General features: G+C 64.5%; 14 protein-coding genes. 10 read left to right on the top strand and 4 right to left on the bottom strand.

From position 1 onward, the window contains the following. Window positions 1–30 precede the first annotated feature (30 nt). A complete protein-coding gene (locus ABLE86_RS01835) occupies window positions 31–171 on the top strand; it encodes an EncA/B family entericidin (RefSeq protein ID WP_348777207.1) in 141 nt (46 codons plus the stop codon). Between the two features lie 79 nt (window positions 172–250). Here the strand turns inward: ABLE86_RS01835 and ABLE86_RS01830 are convergent, their stop codons facing one another. Continuing rightward, a complete protein-coding gene (locus ABLE86_RS01830) occupies window positions 251–949 on the bottom strand; it encodes a B12-binding domain-containing protein (RefSeq protein WP_348777206.1) in 699 nt (232 codons plus the stop codon). Window positions 950–1,198: 249 nt separating this feature from the next. Between ABLE86_RS01830 and ABLE86_RS01825 the strand changes: the two genes are divergently transcribed. The 6 genes from ABLE86_RS01825 (at window position 1,199) to ABLE86_RS01800 (ending at window position 6,671) form a co-directional block, all read left to right on the top strand. Then, window positions 1,199–2,782 carry a trimethylamine methyltransferase family protein gene (locus ABLE86_RS01825; protein ID WP_348777205.1) on the top strand — a complete coding sequence of 528 codons (1,584 nt, stop codon included), beginning with the start codon at window positions 1,199–1,201 and terminating at the stop codon, window positions 2,780–2,782. A gap of 96 nt (window positions 2,783–2,878) precedes the next feature. Next, entirely contained in the window at window positions 2,879–3,568 is a 690-nt protein-coding gene (locus ABLE86_RS01820; RefSeq protein ID WP_348777204.1) for a hypothetical protein, read from the top strand. Window positions 3,569–3,677: 109 nt separating this feature from the next. After that, a complete protein-coding gene (locus tag ABLE86_RS01815) occupies window positions 3,678–4,355 on the top strand; it encodes a FadR/GntR family transcriptional regulator (protein ID WP_348777203.1) in 678 nt (225 codons plus the stop codon). A 33-nt stretch (window positions 4,356–4,388) separates the two neighbouring features. Then, the gene (locus ABLE86_RS01810) at window positions 4,389–5,657 is read left to right on the top strand and encodes an MFS transporter (protein WP_348777202.1); all 1,269 of its coding nucleotides are present in this window, start codon (window positions 4,389–4,391) and stop codon (window positions 5,655–5,657) included. Window positions 5,658–5,833: 176 nt separating this feature from the next. Beyond that, entirely contained in the window at window positions 5,834–6,268 is a 435-nt protein-coding gene (locus ABLE86_RS01805) for a DUF1810 domain-containing protein (RefSeq protein ID WP_348777201.1), read from the top strand. Between the two features lie 160 nt (window positions 6,269–6,428). Then, window positions 6,429–6,671 carry a hypothetical protein gene (locus ABLE86_RS01800; protein ID WP_348777200.1) on the top strand — a complete coding sequence of 81 codons (243 nt, stop codon included), beginning with the start codon at window positions 6,429–6,431 and terminating at the stop codon, window positions 6,669–6,671. Between the two features lie 14 nt (window positions 6,672–6,685). On the opposite strand, the gene bmt is transcribed toward ABLE86_RS01800, so the two are convergent. Next, window positions 6,686–7,714: a betaine--homocysteine S-methyltransferase gene (bmt, locus tag ABLE86_RS01795; protein ID WP_348777199.1), complete on the bottom strand. Its 1,029-nt coding sequence runs from the start codon at window positions 7,712–7,714 to the stop codon at window positions 6,686–6,688. Window positions 7,715–7,793: 79 nt separating this feature from the next. Next, window positions 7,794–8,645: a helix-turn-helix transcriptional regulator gene (locus tag ABLE86_RS01790; RefSeq protein WP_348777198.1), complete on the bottom strand. Its 852-nt coding sequence runs from the start codon at window positions 8,643–8,645 to the stop codon at window positions 7,794–7,796. Window positions 8,646–8,860: 215 nt separating this feature from the next. Between ABLE86_RS01790 and ABLE86_RS01785 the strand changes: the two genes are divergently transcribed. The 3 genes from ABLE86_RS01785 to ABLE86_RS01775 all read left to right on the top strand — a co-directional run bounded on the left by ABLE86_RS01785 (window position 8,861) and on the right by ABLE86_RS01775 (window position 11,310). Continuing rightward, window positions 8,861–9,874: a fatty acid desaturase gene (locus ABLE86_RS01785; RefSeq protein WP_348777197.1), complete on the top strand. Its 1,014-nt coding sequence runs from the start codon at window positions 8,861–8,863 to the stop codon at window positions 9,872–9,874. A gap of 41 nt (window positions 9,875–9,915) precedes the next feature. Beyond that, on the top strand, window positions 9,916–10,689 hold the full coding sequence (locus ABLE86_RS01780) for a PhnD/SsuA/transferrin family substrate-binding protein (RefSeq protein WP_348777196.1): 774 nt from the start codon (window positions 9,916–9,918) through the stop codon (window positions 10,687–10,689). 153 nt (window positions 10,690–10,842) lie between these two features. Next, window positions 10,843–11,310, top strand: coding sequence for a DUF1203 domain-containing protein (locus ABLE86_RS01775; RefSeq protein ID WP_348777195.1), 468 nt, complete (start codon window positions 10,843–10,845; stop codon window positions 11,308–11,310). Window positions 11,311–11,395: 85 nt separating this feature from the next. Here ABLE86_RS01775 and ABLE86_RS01770 read toward each other — a convergent pair whose 3' ends face one another. Next, window positions 11,396–13,966 carry an FAD-dependent oxidoreductase gene (locus ABLE86_RS01770; protein WP_348777194.1) on the bottom strand — a complete coding sequence of 857 codons (2,571 nt, stop codon included), beginning with the start codon at window positions 13,964–13,966 and terminating at the stop codon, window positions 11,396–11,398. Window positions 13,967–13,970 lie beyond the last annotated feature (4 nt).

Here is a 13,970-nt window from a genome sequence, read left to right as displayed (position 1 = left end):
GGCCTGTTTGTATCCAAGAGGGAGACGCCCATGAAACTGTCGCGCTTTGCGTCGCTTGCCGCCATTCTGGCTTGCGCACTGGCGATTTCCGCCTGTGCCAATACGGTTCGCGGCGTCGGCAAGGACGTCAAGTCGACCGCGAAGGCCGTCAAGGAGGCCGTCGTCAACTAGGGGCAGGTTAGGGGCGGGGGCCCCGATCCGGCTGTCGCCGGAAAGAAAAAGGCCGCGCTTCAGCGCGGCCTTTTCCGTATCAGGCGGAGGCGCGGGCGTTATGCCGGCGCTTCATGTATTCCTTGGCTGTCTCGACTGCCACCGCCGCGTCGCGGCAATAGGCATCGGCGCCAACGGCCTTGCCGAACTCCTCGTTCAGCGGCGCGCCGCCGACCAGCACGACGTAGTCGTCGCGGATGCCCTTTTCCTTCATCGTGTCGATGACGACCTTCATGTAGGGCATGGTCGTGGTCAGCAGGGCCGACATGCCGACGATGTCGGGCTGATGCTCCTCGATGGCGGCCAGATAGTTCTCGACCGGGTTGTTGATGCCGAGGTCGACCACGTCGAAGCCCGCGCCTTCCATCATCATGCCGACGAGGTTCTTGCCGATGTCGTGAATGTCGCCCTTGACCGTGCCGATCACCAGCTTGCCCTGCTTGGGCGCGCCGGTGGCGGCCAGCAGCGGGCGCAGGATGGCCATGCCGGCCTTCATGGCGTTGGCGGACAGCAGAACTTCCGGCACGAACAGGATGCCGTCGCGGAAATCCTCGCCGACGATGCGCATGCCCTCGACCAGCGCTTCGGTGAGCACCTTGTAGGGAACCCATCCGCGCTCGAGCAGGATGTTGGTGCCTTCCTCGATTTCCTCCTTGAGGCCATCGTAAAGATCGTCGTGCATCTGCTGCACGAGTTCGTCATCGGAAAGCTCGGAAAGGATGATCTCGTCGTCGGACATTTTCTGGCTCCTCGTGGCCGCGGCAACTCTTCTTCGCGGCGCGAAATTTCGTCCCAATAACTAGCTTGCAAAGGCATGCGCGCCATAGCTGATTTGCGACTTCCGGCAAAAGGAAAGCGACCGCCAAATCGCGTCGGTTTTGTCGATTTTGAGACAGCTCTTGGCGCTCGCGGGCCGTTTCGCTAATGGTGCATGGCTACGATCCTGACAAGGGCGCGAACTGAGGCGCCCCATGTGTGATTTCTAAGGATGACTTCGATGGAAGAGAACCTCTCGGCAGAGCAGGAAGGCTCCGGCACGCGGCGCGGCCGTGGTGCAAGCGGCGGTGCTGCGGCGCGCCGCGCGGCCCGCTCGGGCGGCGGCCCCGGCGTGCAGCAGACCTACATCAACCGCAACATCAAGGTCTACGAAGTCCTCGACGAGGAAGGCCTGTCGCTGATCGAACAGAACGCCGAGACCGTTCTGGAGGAAGTCGGCATCGAGTTCCGCGACGACGCCGAAGCGCTCGCGATGTGGAAGGAAGCCGGCGCCGACGTGAAGGGCGAGCGCGTGCATTTCCCCAAGGGGCTCTGCCGCTCGCTGCTGAAGACGGCGCCCTCGACCTACACCCAGCATGCCCGCAATCCCGCCCGTTCGGTGCAGATCGGCGGCAACTCCACCGTCTTCGTGCCGGTTTATGGCCCGCCCTTCGTACGCGACCTCGACGGCAATCGCCGCTATGCCACGATCGAGGATTTCCAGAATTTCGTGAAGCTTGCCTATATGGCGCCGTCCATCCATCACTCGGGTGGCACGGTGTGCGAGCCGGTCGACGTGCCGGTCAACAAGCGCCATCTCGACATGATCTATGCGCACATCAAATATTCCGACAAGCCTTTCATGGGCTCGGTCACGGCGCCCGAGCGCGCGGAAGACACGGTGGCGATGTGCAAGATTCTGTTCGGCGACAAGTTCGTCGAAGAGAACACGGTGCTCACCAGCCTCATCAACGCCAACTCGCCGATGGTGTTCGACGAGACCATGCTTGGCGCGCTGAAAGTCTATGCCCGCAACAACCAGGCCTGTATTGTCACGCCGTTCATCCTCGCCGGCGCCATGAGCCCGGTGACGGTGGCCGGCACGCTGACGCAGGTTCTGGCCGAAGTGCTGGCCGGTGCCTCCTTCACGCAGCTCGTGCGCCCCGGCGCGCCGGTGATCTTCGGCACCTTCGCGTCGTCGATCTCCATGCAGTCGGGCGCGCCGACCTTCGGCACGCCGGAACCGTCGCTGGTGTCCTATGGCGCGGCGCAGTTCGCCCGCCGTCTCGGCCTGCCGTTCCGCACCGGCGGGTCGCTCTGCGCCTCCAAGGTTCCGGACGCGCAGGCAGCCTATGAAAGCGCCAACACGCTGAACTCGACAGTGCTGGCCGGCACCAACTTCGTGCTGCACGCCGCAGGCTGGCTCGAAGGTGGCCTGGCTTCCTGCTACGAGAAGTTCATGATGGACATCGACCAGCTCGGCATGCAGCAGAAGTTTGCCGAGGGAGTGGACCTGTCGGAGAACGGCCAGGCCATGGACGCCATCCGCCAGGTTGGGCCGGGAAGCCACTATCTCGGTTGCGACCACACCCAGGCCAACTTCCAGAGCGCGTTCTACCGCTCGTCGATCGCCGACAACAATTCCTACGAGCAGTGGCTGGCCGAAGGGCAGAAGACCGCGCCGCAGCGCGCCAACGAGCTCGCCCGCCGCTGGCTGGAAAGCTACGAGGCGCCGTATCTCGACCCGGCCATCGATGAGGCGTTGAAGGACTTCATCGCCAAGAAGAAGGATTCGATGCCCGACGCCTTCACTTGAAGAGAGCCCGATTCAGGCCGGGCTAAAGTGGCCAACATCATCCACCAGGAAGTCTGGCGGACGGCGTTTTCCGATCCGGCCAGGAAGGGGTGACGTTTGTCGCCCCGCTTCCTTGAAGAAATTTCCGCCGCGCTGGCTGGGCATGGTCTCATCCCGCGCGGCGGTTTTGTTTTTGATGCCGCCGAGGACGCGCCGCCCGGACCGTCGGGTTCGCCGGCCATGTCTGTGCTGCTGGTGGGGCAGGCGGGCGCTGCGCCCTGGGGGCATTTTTCACTCTGGCGGAAAAGCCAGCCGTCCGACCTTGAGAACCCGCTGGATGCATGGTCTCGCGAGGTGATCGGCAAGGTCGCAAAACAATTCGGCGCGCGCGCCGTGTCGCCATCCGACCGGCCGTGGCTGCCGTTCCAGCAATGGGCCATGCGTGCCGAGGGTCTAAAGCCGTCGCCGCTCGGCATTCTCATGCACCCGGAATACGGCCTGTGGCACGCCTATCGCGGTGCGCTGCTGTTCGAGGTTGAGATTCCGATTCAAGCGCCTCGCAAATCGAGTCACCATTGCGATGCATGTAGCGGAAAACCTTGCCTGAACTCCTGTCCGGTGGGTGCCTATTCGGCGTCCGGGTTCGCCTATGACGAGTGCCTGGCGCATGTGCGCGGAGCCGGTGGTGCAGTCTGTCGCGGCACCGGCTGCCTTGACCGCAACGCCTGTCCGCATGGCGCGCAATACCGCTATCCGGCCGAGGTGCAGGCATTCCACATGGCAAGCTTTGCCGATCCCGAGAGGTGATCGAGGCGGCCGCACGCTCGCGCGATCTTGACCGCGCTGTTCCTCCGCCTCGGTTGACGCGAGTTGGCCGGTGCAGCTATCAAGTCATCAGATGATCTGATGAATGTTCATGCAGCCCGTAACCCGAACCAATCTTGCCGACAGCGCCGCCGAAAGCCTTCGCGGCGAAATCGCCAGCGGGCGCTGGGTGGTGGGCGAGCGCATTCCCAATGAGGCCGCGTTGAGCGATATGCTGGCGGTCAGCAGGGGCACTGTACGTGAGGCGGTTAGGGCGCTGGTGTCGCGGGGCCTGCTGGAGACGCGCCAGGGCTCGGGCACCTATGTACGCTCTGCCGTCGATCCTGCCGGGACGCTGAAGCGGCTGCGGCGCACGGGCCTGCGCGACCAGTGGGAAGTGCGCGCTGCACTCGATGTGGAGGCGGCGCGACTGGCGGCGCTGCGCCACATGCCGGAAGATATTGCGCGCATGCGCCGGCTGTTGGCCGAGCGCGGCGCGGTGGCCGAAGGCGGCCGCGAGGCCTTCATCCGTCGCGACATCGCTTTTCACAAGGCGGTCGTAGCCGCATCCGGCAACCGGGCGATGGTGGAGATCTATGAGTTCTTCACCGCCGCGATCATGGAGCTCATCGATTCGACCATCGCGGGCGAACTGCCCGAACCGGATGCCGAGGCTCACGCCTCCATCATTGATGGCATCGCTTCGGGCGATCCCCAACGAGCCGAGGCGGCGGTCCGGGCCTTCGTGGCGCCCGTTCTCCTCGAACTCGACAGGCTTCTCGCAGAATAATTCAGGATTTTTGGGCCGCGGCGCAGGTTTTTCATGACAACGAATGCTCTAGACGATCAACTCATCGACGCGGAAACCGATAGCCTGCCGCAACCGCAGCCGCCGGTGCTCGCTAGCCCCGCTGCGCGCATTCTGCTTGGCGCCAGCCTGGTGCTGATCGCCTTCAACCTTCGCCCGCTGTTTTCCAGCCTTTCGGTGCTGCTGCCGGAGGTGATGCGCGAAACCGGGCTCTCGACCACTGGCGCCAGCCTGTTGACCACGCTTCCGGTGGTCTGCCTCGGGGTGTTTGCACCGCTGGCGCCGAAACTGGCGCAGCGTTTCGGGGCCGAGCGCACCCTGCTGGGCGCGTTGCTGGTGCTCGCACTGGGCACGGCCCTGCGCGGGGTGGAATCGGTGCCGCTGCTGTTTTTCGCCACCTTCTCCGCCGGTGCGGCCATCGCCGTCGGCAATGTGCTGCTGCCGGGGCTCGTGAAGCGCGATTTCGCCGACAAGGCCGCAATCATGACCGGGCTCTACACGATGGCGCTGTGTGGCGGCGCAGCCAGCGGCGCCGGGCTGACATTGCCGATCGAGCACGCCTTGGGCGGCTCGTGGTTGGCCGCGCTCGCCGCCTGGTCGCTTCCGGCCGTGATCGTGTTGCTGATCTGGGCGCCGCAGGCGCTGGGCCAAAAGGCCCAGGCCAGCCATGCCGGCTACCGGGTGGTGGGGCTGTGGCGCGATCGGCTGGCCTGGCAGGTCACGCTGTTCATGGGGCTGCAGTCGGCCCTTGCCTACTGCGTCTTCGGCTGGCTGGCTCCGATCCTGCGCGAGCGCGGCTTCGACGCCGCCGAGGCGGGCGCCATCGTTTCGCTATCGGTCATGGTTCAGGTCATCACCTGCCTGGCGGTGCCGTCGATCGCCGTCCGTTGCAAGGACCAGCGCGGCATCAACGTGGCGCTGCTCGCCGCTGCCGTGATCGCGCTGCTGGGGCTGTTGTTCGCGCCGACCTCGACCGTGCTTGTCTGGGCGGTGCTGCAAGGCATCGGGCAGGGCGGCCTGATCGCGGTTGCCATGACGGTCATCGTGCTGCGTTCGCCCGATCCGCATGTCGCGGCGCATCTGTCGGGGATGGCGCAGGGTGTCGGCTATGTGCTTGCGGCGATCGGACCTCTGATGGTCGGCCTTATTCGCAGCTGGACTGGCAGTTTCGACGCGGCCGCGCTGCTCTTCATCGCTCTTGGAGGCGGCGCGGCAATCATGGGCGCCGGCGCCGGCCGCGCGATCTATGTCGGGGCAAGAACGGTGAGGATAGAGGACCGCTGAAACCTGCTTGGTGGCAGCCCCTCCACCGCTGCGAAACCTTGCCCTCGCTTCGCGCTGGGATATCTATCGCATCGGAGGTGAGGGAGCGGAGATGACGAAGCGAGACGCTGAATTCAACCCCGCGAACGCCCCCGCAACAGTGGAGTCACGCCCGGAGACGCTCAAGGAGGGCTGAGATGGCGGCGGCTTCGGACCCTTTCGACCTCGCCCGCTTCGTAAGGGCACAGGATCCCGTCATAGCGTCTGTGCGCGCCGAACTGAAAAACGGCCTCAAGGTCAGCCACTGGATGTGGTTCGTCTTTCCCCAGATTGCCGGCCTTGGCATGAGCGCCATGTCGCGGCGCTATGCGATTTCATCGATCGACGAGGCGCGCGCCTATCTGGCGCATCCGCTGCTCGGGCCCCGCCTCAGGGATTGCGTGGAAGTCCTGCTCGACCTGCAGAGCTTGTCGGCTCATGACATCTTCGGCAGTCCAGACGACCGCAAGCTGCGGTCATCGCTCACATTGTTCGAGCAGGCTGCCCCCGGGGAGGCGCTGTTTGCCCGCGCGCTGGAGCGCTATTTCAGCGGAAATCGGGACAACGCCACTCTCGAGCGGTTGGCTTCGTAAGAAAAGGCGAAGCTCTGAACTCGCCAAAAACTTGAATCAAATGCAGGCGCCTGCGGACACCCTTTGGCAAGGCGCTTTTGCTATGGGCACGCCATTCAGATTTCGGGGGGCGTGGATGCAAATTGGCAGAGCGGGAGGCTCGGACCTTGGTCGTGCAGTCATGGCTGAGGTGCCGCAGGGTGCTGCATCGCGCGGGGCCGATACCGAACGCCTCAGGCAGGATGTTGCCGCCGCGCGCGACGTCGCCCGCTCGGCGCTTGCCAACGAGCGATTTGGCCGCATGCTGGAGCAGATGTTCAGCCCCTCCCTGTCAGACGCGCTGATGCGGATGACGGACCATGGCGGCAGCAGCACTGACCTGCGCACCGCCCAATTGCGTTACGAGGAAAGCGTCTCGGACTGAAACGGACGCCGGGGTCAGCTGCGGCTGCGCCGACGTTCGCGGCGCGCGCCGCCATCCGCCTCGCCGGCCGAGGCGCCGCTCTCGTCCGCAGTCTTGTTGCGCAGCGGGCCGATGCGATCGACGATCGTCTCGAGTGTCGGGCGGGCGGCCTTGTGGTGCGTGTCCAGCGCCTGGCGCATGGCGGCAAGGTGGCCGAACGAGGTGCCGCAGCATCCGCCGATAATCTTCGCGCCACTGTCCACCGCCAGCCGCACATAGTCGGCCATCAGTTCCGGCGTGCCGGAATAGTGGATTTCGCTGCCGTGGAATTCGGGGATGCCGCAATTGCCCTTCACGATCACCGTCGCCTCCGGCTTGGCGGCGGTCATGTCGAGCAGCGAGGCGAGAATGTCGGAAGCGCCCACGCCGCAATTGGCCCCGACGGCGACCGGATTTTCGCTCAAGCCTTCTGAAACGCCATGGATGTCCTTCGGCGCCAGCCCCATCATCGAGCGGCCGGCGGTGTCGAAGGAGACAGTGTAGGTGTAGGGCAGGCCGACATCGATCGCCGCCTGTGCTGCCGCGCGTGCCTCGTCCGGTGCGGACATGGTCTCGATCCAGGCGATCTCGGCGCCGCCGTCCTTCAGGCCCCTGATCTGCTCGGCAAATGCCTCGACGGCTTCCTCATAGGTGAGGGCGCCGAGCGGCACCAGAAGCTCGCCGGTCGGGCCGACCGAGCCGGCCACGATGACCTTGCGGCCGGCCTTGTCGGCAACGGCATGCGCGATCTCGGCGGCGCGCTTGTTGAGCTCGTAAACACGGTCCTGCGCATGGTGCAACTTCAGGCGATGCCGCGTGCCGCCGAAGGAGTTGGTGAGGATGATGTCGGCGCCCGCGTCGACAAAATTCTGGTGCAGTGCCGTGATCTTTTCAGGCGCGGTCTCGTTCCACAGCTCCGGCGCTTCTCCGGCCGCCAGCCCCATGCCGAACAGGTTGGTGCCGGTGGCGCCGTCGGCGAGAAGCACGCCCTTTTCCGCCAGGAGCGCGTCGATGGGGTTGTTCATGGAACGATGCCTTCCGAATAGGGAGAGTTGAGATAAGGATATAAAGAAGTCCTTATATCCAGTCAACGGAGCGCAGGCGCTATGCCGGCGAAAGCTCCGTCTCGGCCAATTGGCGGGCAAAGCCGGCTGCCTCATGGGCGTTGATCTCGGCACTGCGGATCAGATTGTCGAAATGCCGCGTCAGCGTGCGGATGGGGGCCGTGGCGTTGAGAACCAGATACATGTCGCCGACATAGATGGCGGCACGATAGGGTCCGAAGATGGTGTAGGGCACCGAATAGCGCAGCCGCCCGTCGTAGAGGAACAGCCGGAAGGTCGGGTACAGGTCCTCCAGCAGGTCGGCCATGTGGAGAAGCTGGTCGCGCCGCTCGCGTTCCGACAGGCCGGTCCACACGCCCATGCCGCGCGCGAATATCTCGAGCGTATGGCGGGGCATGCAAACTTCCATGTCGGTTTCCGGCCGCCGCGTATAGTCGATGCGGTACTGGGTCTCGCCGGCCTGCGTCTGCCGGCTGCGGTTGGAAATGTCGGCCTCGTATTCCACCAGGACGTCGGTGCGCAGCAGGTCGGGAATGCCGGCCGGCACATAGCGGATCTTGGTGCCGGCCGCTTCCGAATGCCATTTGGCCAGCAGCGTGCGGTCGAAGCCGCCAGGGCCTTCCTCGATCTCCAGGCTTTCGCGGATTTCTCCGGTCAGGCCCTCGTCGTGGCTGAGGCCCAGCAGCCAGTCGAGAGAAACCTTGTGCTCGGCCGCGATCGTCATCAGCGTCTCGGCCCGGGGCAGGCGGGTCGTCTCTTCCGACAGGAGTTGCGAAAGGGCGGAGCGGTCGATGCCGACCGAGGCCGCAAAGGCGGACTGATTCTGGCCGGAGCGCTGAAGCAGGGTCCTCAGCCGCTCTCGAAACAGTCCGGAAAGATCACGTTTGTCCACCTTGAGGCTCCCGGCAGGCTTTGTTCTGAAAACATCGCGCTTATGAACGTCCGCAACAGTGCATTCGTTCCATGCGTTTGTTTACAATGCGCAACAAATGAGGATCAACAAGACCAAAATAAACATTCTGTTCCCATTGTCGCGTTGAATCTTGGCCTGACTACTGACAGCATCCTGTCAGGACATGCCGCTACAAGGCATGCGGGGATTGGGGCATGGCATACGATTACGACACATCGGGCGGCACTGCGCCCGCAATTGAGTGGCCGACGGTCGGGCTGATCGCGGTGACCTACGGCGGCTGGGCGGGGGCCGGTCTTTTCCTCTGGCCGAACTATCCGGTTCTGGCGCTACTGATGCTGACGGTTACGCTGGCCCTGCAGTCGTCATTGGTCCACGAGGCGCTGCATGGCCACCCGACGCGCAAGGCTTGGGTCAACGAATTGCTGGTCGGCCTGCCGATAGGGCTGGTTTATCCCTATCGCCGCTACAAGGCCCTGCATCTGCGCCACCACGCGGACGAGAACCTCACCGACCCCTTCGACGATCCGGAAAGCTACTACCATGCCGTCTGGAAGCATCAGGAGCTTCCGCGCTTCATGAAAAGGCTGCTTGCCTTCAACAACATCATGTTGGGGCGCTGCGTGCTCAACCCGTTGCTGGGCACGGTCGGGTTCCTGCTTTCCGAAGCGCGGCTGATGGTCGAAGGCGACCGCGCCGTGCGCAAGGCGTGGCTGCTGCACGCAATTGGACTCGCCATTGTCATTCCGCTGGTGGTGTTCGTTTTCGAAATCCCCTTCTGGCTTTATGTGCTGGTGCCGGTCTGGCTCGGCCAATCGCTGATATCGGTGCGCACATTCGCGGAGCATCAGTGGTCCGAGCGGCCGGACGGGCGCACGATCATCGTCGAGCGTTCGCCGCTCGCCATCCTGTTCCTCAACAACAATTTGCATCTCGTGCACCACAAGCGCCCTACGGTCGCTTGGTACAAGCTGCCGAAACTTTTCCGCGAACGCCGCGAGGAGTGGGTCGCCATGAACCGCGGCTACGTGTTCCCAAACTATCTGGCGCTGCTGCGCGAATATGCGTTCCGGGCCAAGGAGCCGGTGGTGCACCCGGCCCTGCGCCGCGCGCCGGATGTCGGTCGCGCCTTCGCGCCACGCATGCGCGCCCGCTCGGTGCATGGGCTGGGCACCGCGCCCGTTCCGGCCGAGCCCCCCAAGGAATAGTTTTGCTTGTCAGCCCTGCCTGTCCCTGGCGAGATGAGGTCATGAACCGATTCATCGCGGCACTGCCCATGTATGACTGGCCCGAGGCGCGGGCCGAGACGGATGCCGAGTGGGCGCGCCTGCGCGATGCCTTCCGCGCGGCCGGCATTGACGCGCCCGAGCATCTTGCCCGCCAAAATGCCGACATGCCGCCGGTGCCGGGCGGCATACGCGACGGCGAAGGCAATGTGATCGCGCCCGACCCCGCCACGCTGCCGCCCGACGAATTTGACCTGCCGACGCTGTGGCGGCACCCCGACCTGCTGTTTGCCCAGGCATGCTGGGGGCCTATGGAGCTTGGCCTTGCGCGGCATGTGCGGGTGGTGGGCCAGCCCGACTATTCCGCCTTCGAAGGCGGGCAGGGTGAGCTTTATTCCAGCGTGCTCTTGATGCGGGCGGAGGAGCCGTCTGACCTCAACATCCCGGTTCATGGCTCGTCGCGCCTGCCTCTCGACCTGATCCGGAGCAAACGCTTGGCCTACAACAGCGACGACTCCATGTCGGGCATTATCGCGCTCACGCGCGATCTTGCAGCGATGGGCGAAAGCCTCGATGTGTTTTCGCAGCGCCTCGAAACGGGGGGCCACCGGCGGTCCATCGTCGCGGTTGCCGAAGGCAAGGCGGATGTGTGCGCCGCCGATTGCCGGAGCTGGGCCATGGCGCGGCGTTTCGAGCCGGCGTCAGGGCGCCTGCGCGTCGTGGGCTGGACAGGGTTGCGAAAAGGGCTGCCGATCATAGCCGCGCGCGGCGCTCCCCACTATTCAGTGCCTCTTTAATAACCGCCCCCAGTCCGCCTCAACAAGCGAGAGCCGGACGGGACAGTGTCGCATGTCCGGAAGCACTTGCGTTCAGACCCGCGAGCACGAAACGGGTGGCTGGCGAGCCGTATTGCTGGCTTGATCGGAGCAACCGATCATAGGAGCCCCATCATGACCTTCCGAATTACCGGTCTTTCGCCGGAACCCTTCCGTTCGCTTTTCGGCTTGTCGGAGGCTGAACTGGCCGCGCGGGGAGTAAGGCGTTATCTTGTCGACGAAAAGCCGGGCTTTCCCGACCGGATCGAGATGCGCGAGGCTAATCCCGGCGAAACGGTCCTTCTGCTCAATCACGTCTGTCAGCCAGCCGACACACCCTACCGAGCTTCACACGCGATCTTCGTGCGGGAGGGAGCTACCGAGCGCTACGACGCTGTCGGCCAAATCCCCGAGGTGATGCGATCGCGGCTGTTGTCGCTGCGCGCCTACGCCAATGACGGCATGATGCTCGACGCCGACGTCGCGGAGGGTGCCGGTATCGAGCCGCTCATAGAGCGACTGTTTGCCAACGCCGAGGTGAGCTACATCCACGTGCACAACGCCAAGCGGGGATGCTATTCGGGCCGGATCGACCGGGCCTGACGGTTTTTTCCAATCCGGGCACCGTGCGAAACGAAGCGGGGGCGAGGCCTTCCGCCCCGTCCCGTTGGTCTGAGCGATAGGTTGCCTATCCCCGCATCTTCTCGCCGGCCGGGTCGAACAGCGGCAGGACGTTGATGCGGGCAGGGCGACGCTTGCCCAAAATCTCGATCTCGAACATGCCTTCGCTCTCGTCTTCCGCGAGGGCTGCGGGCACATACCCCTGAGCCAGCGACTTCTGCACGTAGTGCGCATAGCCGCCCGATGTGACCCAGCCCACCACGCGCCACTCGCCGTCGACAATTCCGCGCACGGCGGAGGCGCCATCGGCAGCAGCCGAGCCGCGCACTTCCTTGCCGGTCTCGTCGAAGCGCGGCGCGCCGTAGCCATGCGGCTTTTCCACCGTGCCGTAGTCGGTCGAGATTTTTGCCCAGATCGGCTCGTCGCCCATGACGTCGGCGCCGTCGGCCTCCACCACCATGGAGACGCGGCGCAGTTTTGGATCTTCGGCCTGCTCCTTCGCGGCCGCCTCGCGGCCGATGAAGTCCTTCTTTTCCATGCGGATGAAGCGATCCATCGAGCCTTCGAACGGGCCGTAGATGGGGCGCAACTCGCGGAACCAGGTCGGGAAATTCTTTTCCAGGCGCATGGACAGCAGCGCGCGCATGCCGAAATCGACGATGCCGAATTCCTCGCCTGCCTCCTTGATGCCCTTGTAGACGAGGCGCTGATAGGCCGGCTCCATCCAGATCTCGTAGCCGAGGTCGCCGGTGTAGCTGATGCGGTTGACCATGCAGGGCGCACCGCCCACGGCCATCTCGCGGAAATCCATGAAGCGGAAAGCCTTGGTCGAAACGTCCGCATCGACCAGCTTGGCGAGCAGGTCCTGCGCCCGCGGGCCGGCAATCGACAGACCCACCAGCGTCTGGTCGAAGCGGTGGAGCTTGACCGAGCCGTCCTTGGGTAGGTGGCTCTCGAACCAGCGCATGTGGTATTTCTGTGCGGCGGAAGAACCCCAGATCATGAAGCGGTCTTCGGCTGCCTTGGCGATGGTGAAGTCGCCGATCAGCTTGCCGAATTCATTCAGCATCGGGGTCAGCACCAGGCGGCCGGTCTTCGGCATGCGGTTGGTCATCAGCCGGTTGAGGAAATCTTCCGCGCCGGAGCCGGACACTTCATACTTAGCGAAGTTTGCGATCTCGGTCACGCCGACGCGCTCGCGGGTCGCGCGCACCTCGTTGCCGATGTGCTCGAAATCATTGGAGCGGCGGAAGGAGACGATGTCCTTCGGCTCGCTGCCCTTCGGCGCGAACCACAGCGGCGTTTCCAGGCCCCAGCTGTCGCCCATGACGGCGTTGTTGGCGATCATGGTGTCGTAGAGCGGGGTGGTCTGCGCGGGTCGTGCGGCCGGCAGTTCCTCGTTGGGGAAGCGGATCGAGAAACGGCGCGAATAGTTTTCGCGCACCTTAGCGTTGGTGTAGCGCAGCGTCGCCCACTCGCCATAGCGGGTCACGTCCATGCCCCAGACGTCGAAGCCCGGATCGCCATGCACCATCCAGTTGGACAGCGCCAGCCCGACGCCGCCGCCCTGTGAAAAGCCGGCCATGACGGCGCAGGCGGTCCAGTAGTTGGTCAGGCCCTGCACCGGGCCGACCAGCGGGTTGCCGTCGGGCGCGAAAGTGAAGGGGCCGTTGATGATCTGTTTTATCCCCGCATTCGCAATGCCCGGGAAGTGCTTGAAGCCGACTTCCAGCGACGGCGCGATGCGGTCGATGTCGGGTGGCAAGAGCTCGTGGCCGAAGTCCCAGGGCGTATTGACCGGCGACCAGGGCTTGCAAGCCTTCTCATAGGTGCCGAGCAGGATGCCGTTGCGCTCCTGGCGCGTGTAGATCTCGCCCTTGAAGTCGAGCACGCCGACGAGCTCGCGGCCGGTCGACTTGTTGAATTCTTCCACCTCCGGCATCGGCTCGGTGAGCAGATACATGTGCTCCATGGCCAGAACCGGCAGCTCCAGGCCCACCATGCGGCCCACCTCGCGCGCCCACAGGCCGCCGCAGTTCACCACATGCTCGGCCTTCACCGTGCCCTGCTCGGTGACGACGTTCCAGGTGCCGTCCACGTCCTGCGTCAGCTCCTTGACCGGGTTGCGCAGCACGATCTCGGCGCCCAGCTTCTGAGCTGCCTTGGCGTAGGCGTGCGTGGTGCCGGAGGGATCGAGATGACCTTCGACCGGGTCCCACATGGCGCCGACGAAATTCTTCTCGTCCATCAGCGGGAACATCGCCTTGGCTTCGGACGGCGTGATCAGCTCGGTGTCCATGCCGAGATAGCGGCCCTTGGCATGCGCCAGCCGCAGGAAATCCATGCGCTCAGGGCTGTCGGCCATCATGATGCCGCCGGTCAGATGCAGCGAGCAGGACTGGCCGGAAATCTCCTCCAGCTCCTTGTAGAGCTGCACGGTATAGGCCTGGAGCTTCGCGACATTGGGGTCGCCGTTCAGCGTGTGGAAGCCGCCCGCTGCGTGCCAGGATGAGCCGGACGTCAACTCCGACCGCTCGATCAGCATGACGTCCTTCCAGCCGGCGCGAGCGAGGTGATAGAGCACAGAGCAGCCGACGACACCGCCGCCAATGACTACAGCTTTTACGTGGGATTTCATGGGC

The sequence above is a fragment of the Mesorhizobium sp. KR2-14 genome, assembly GCF_040049255.1.
Taxonomy (GTDB): domain Bacteria; phylum Pseudomonadota; class Alphaproteobacteria; order Rhizobiales; family Rhizobiaceae; genus Pseudaminobacter.
This window is presented reverse-complemented; position numbering and strand designations above follow the sequence as displayed.

What these genes read in the sequence shown, in the direction of transcription:
- ABLE86_RS01810 (WP_348777202.1), top strand. Translation starts at nt 4,389, where the DNA reads ATGACAACGAATGCTCTAGACGATCAACTCATCGACGCGGAAACCGAT.
- bmt (WP_348777199.1), bottom strand. Translation starts at nt 7,714, where the DNA reads ATGAACAACCCCATCGACGCGCTCCTGGCGGAAAAGGGCGTGCTTCTC.
- ABLE86_RS01780 (WP_348777196.1), top strand. Translation starts at nt 9,916, where the DNA reads ATGAACCGATTCATCGCGGCACTGCCCATGTATGACTGGCCCGAGGCG.
- ABLE86_RS01800 (WP_348777200.1), top strand. Translation starts at nt 6,429, where the DNA reads ATGGCTGAGGTGCCGCAGGGTGCTGCATCGCGCGGGGCCGATACCGAA.
- ABLE86_RS01770 (WP_348777194.1), bottom strand. Translation starts at nt 13,966, where the DNA reads ATGAAATCCCACGTAAAAGCTGTAGTCATTGGCGGCGGTGTCGTCGGC.
- ABLE86_RS01785 (WP_348777197.1), top strand. Translation starts at nt 8,861, where the DNA reads ATGGCATACGATTACGACACATCGGGCGGCACTGCGCCCGCAATTGAG.
- ABLE86_RS01805 (WP_348777201.1), top strand. Translation starts at nt 5,834, where the DNA reads ATGGCGGCGGCTTCGGACCCTTTCGACCTCGCCCGCTTCGTAAGGGCA.
- ABLE86_RS01775 (WP_348777195.1), top strand. Translation starts at nt 10,843, where the DNA reads ATGACCTTCCGAATTACCGGTCTTTCGCCGGAACCCTTCCGTTCGCTT.
- ABLE86_RS01835 (WP_348777207.1), top strand. Translation starts at nt 31, where the DNA reads ATGAAACTGTCGCGCTTTGCGTCGCTTGCCGCCATTCTGGCTTGCGCA.
- ABLE86_RS01830 (WP_348777206.1), bottom strand. Translation starts at nt 949, where the DNA reads ATGTCCGACGACGAGATCATCCTTTCCGAGCTTTCCGATGACGAACTC.
- ABLE86_RS01815 (WP_348777203.1), top strand. Translation starts at nt 3,678, where the DNA reads ATGCAGCCCGTAACCCGAACCAATCTTGCCGACAGCGCCGCCGAAAGC.
- ABLE86_RS01825 (WP_348777205.1), top strand. Translation starts at nt 1,199, where the DNA reads ATGACTTCGATGGAAGAGAACCTCTCGGCAGAGCAGGAAGGCTCCGGC.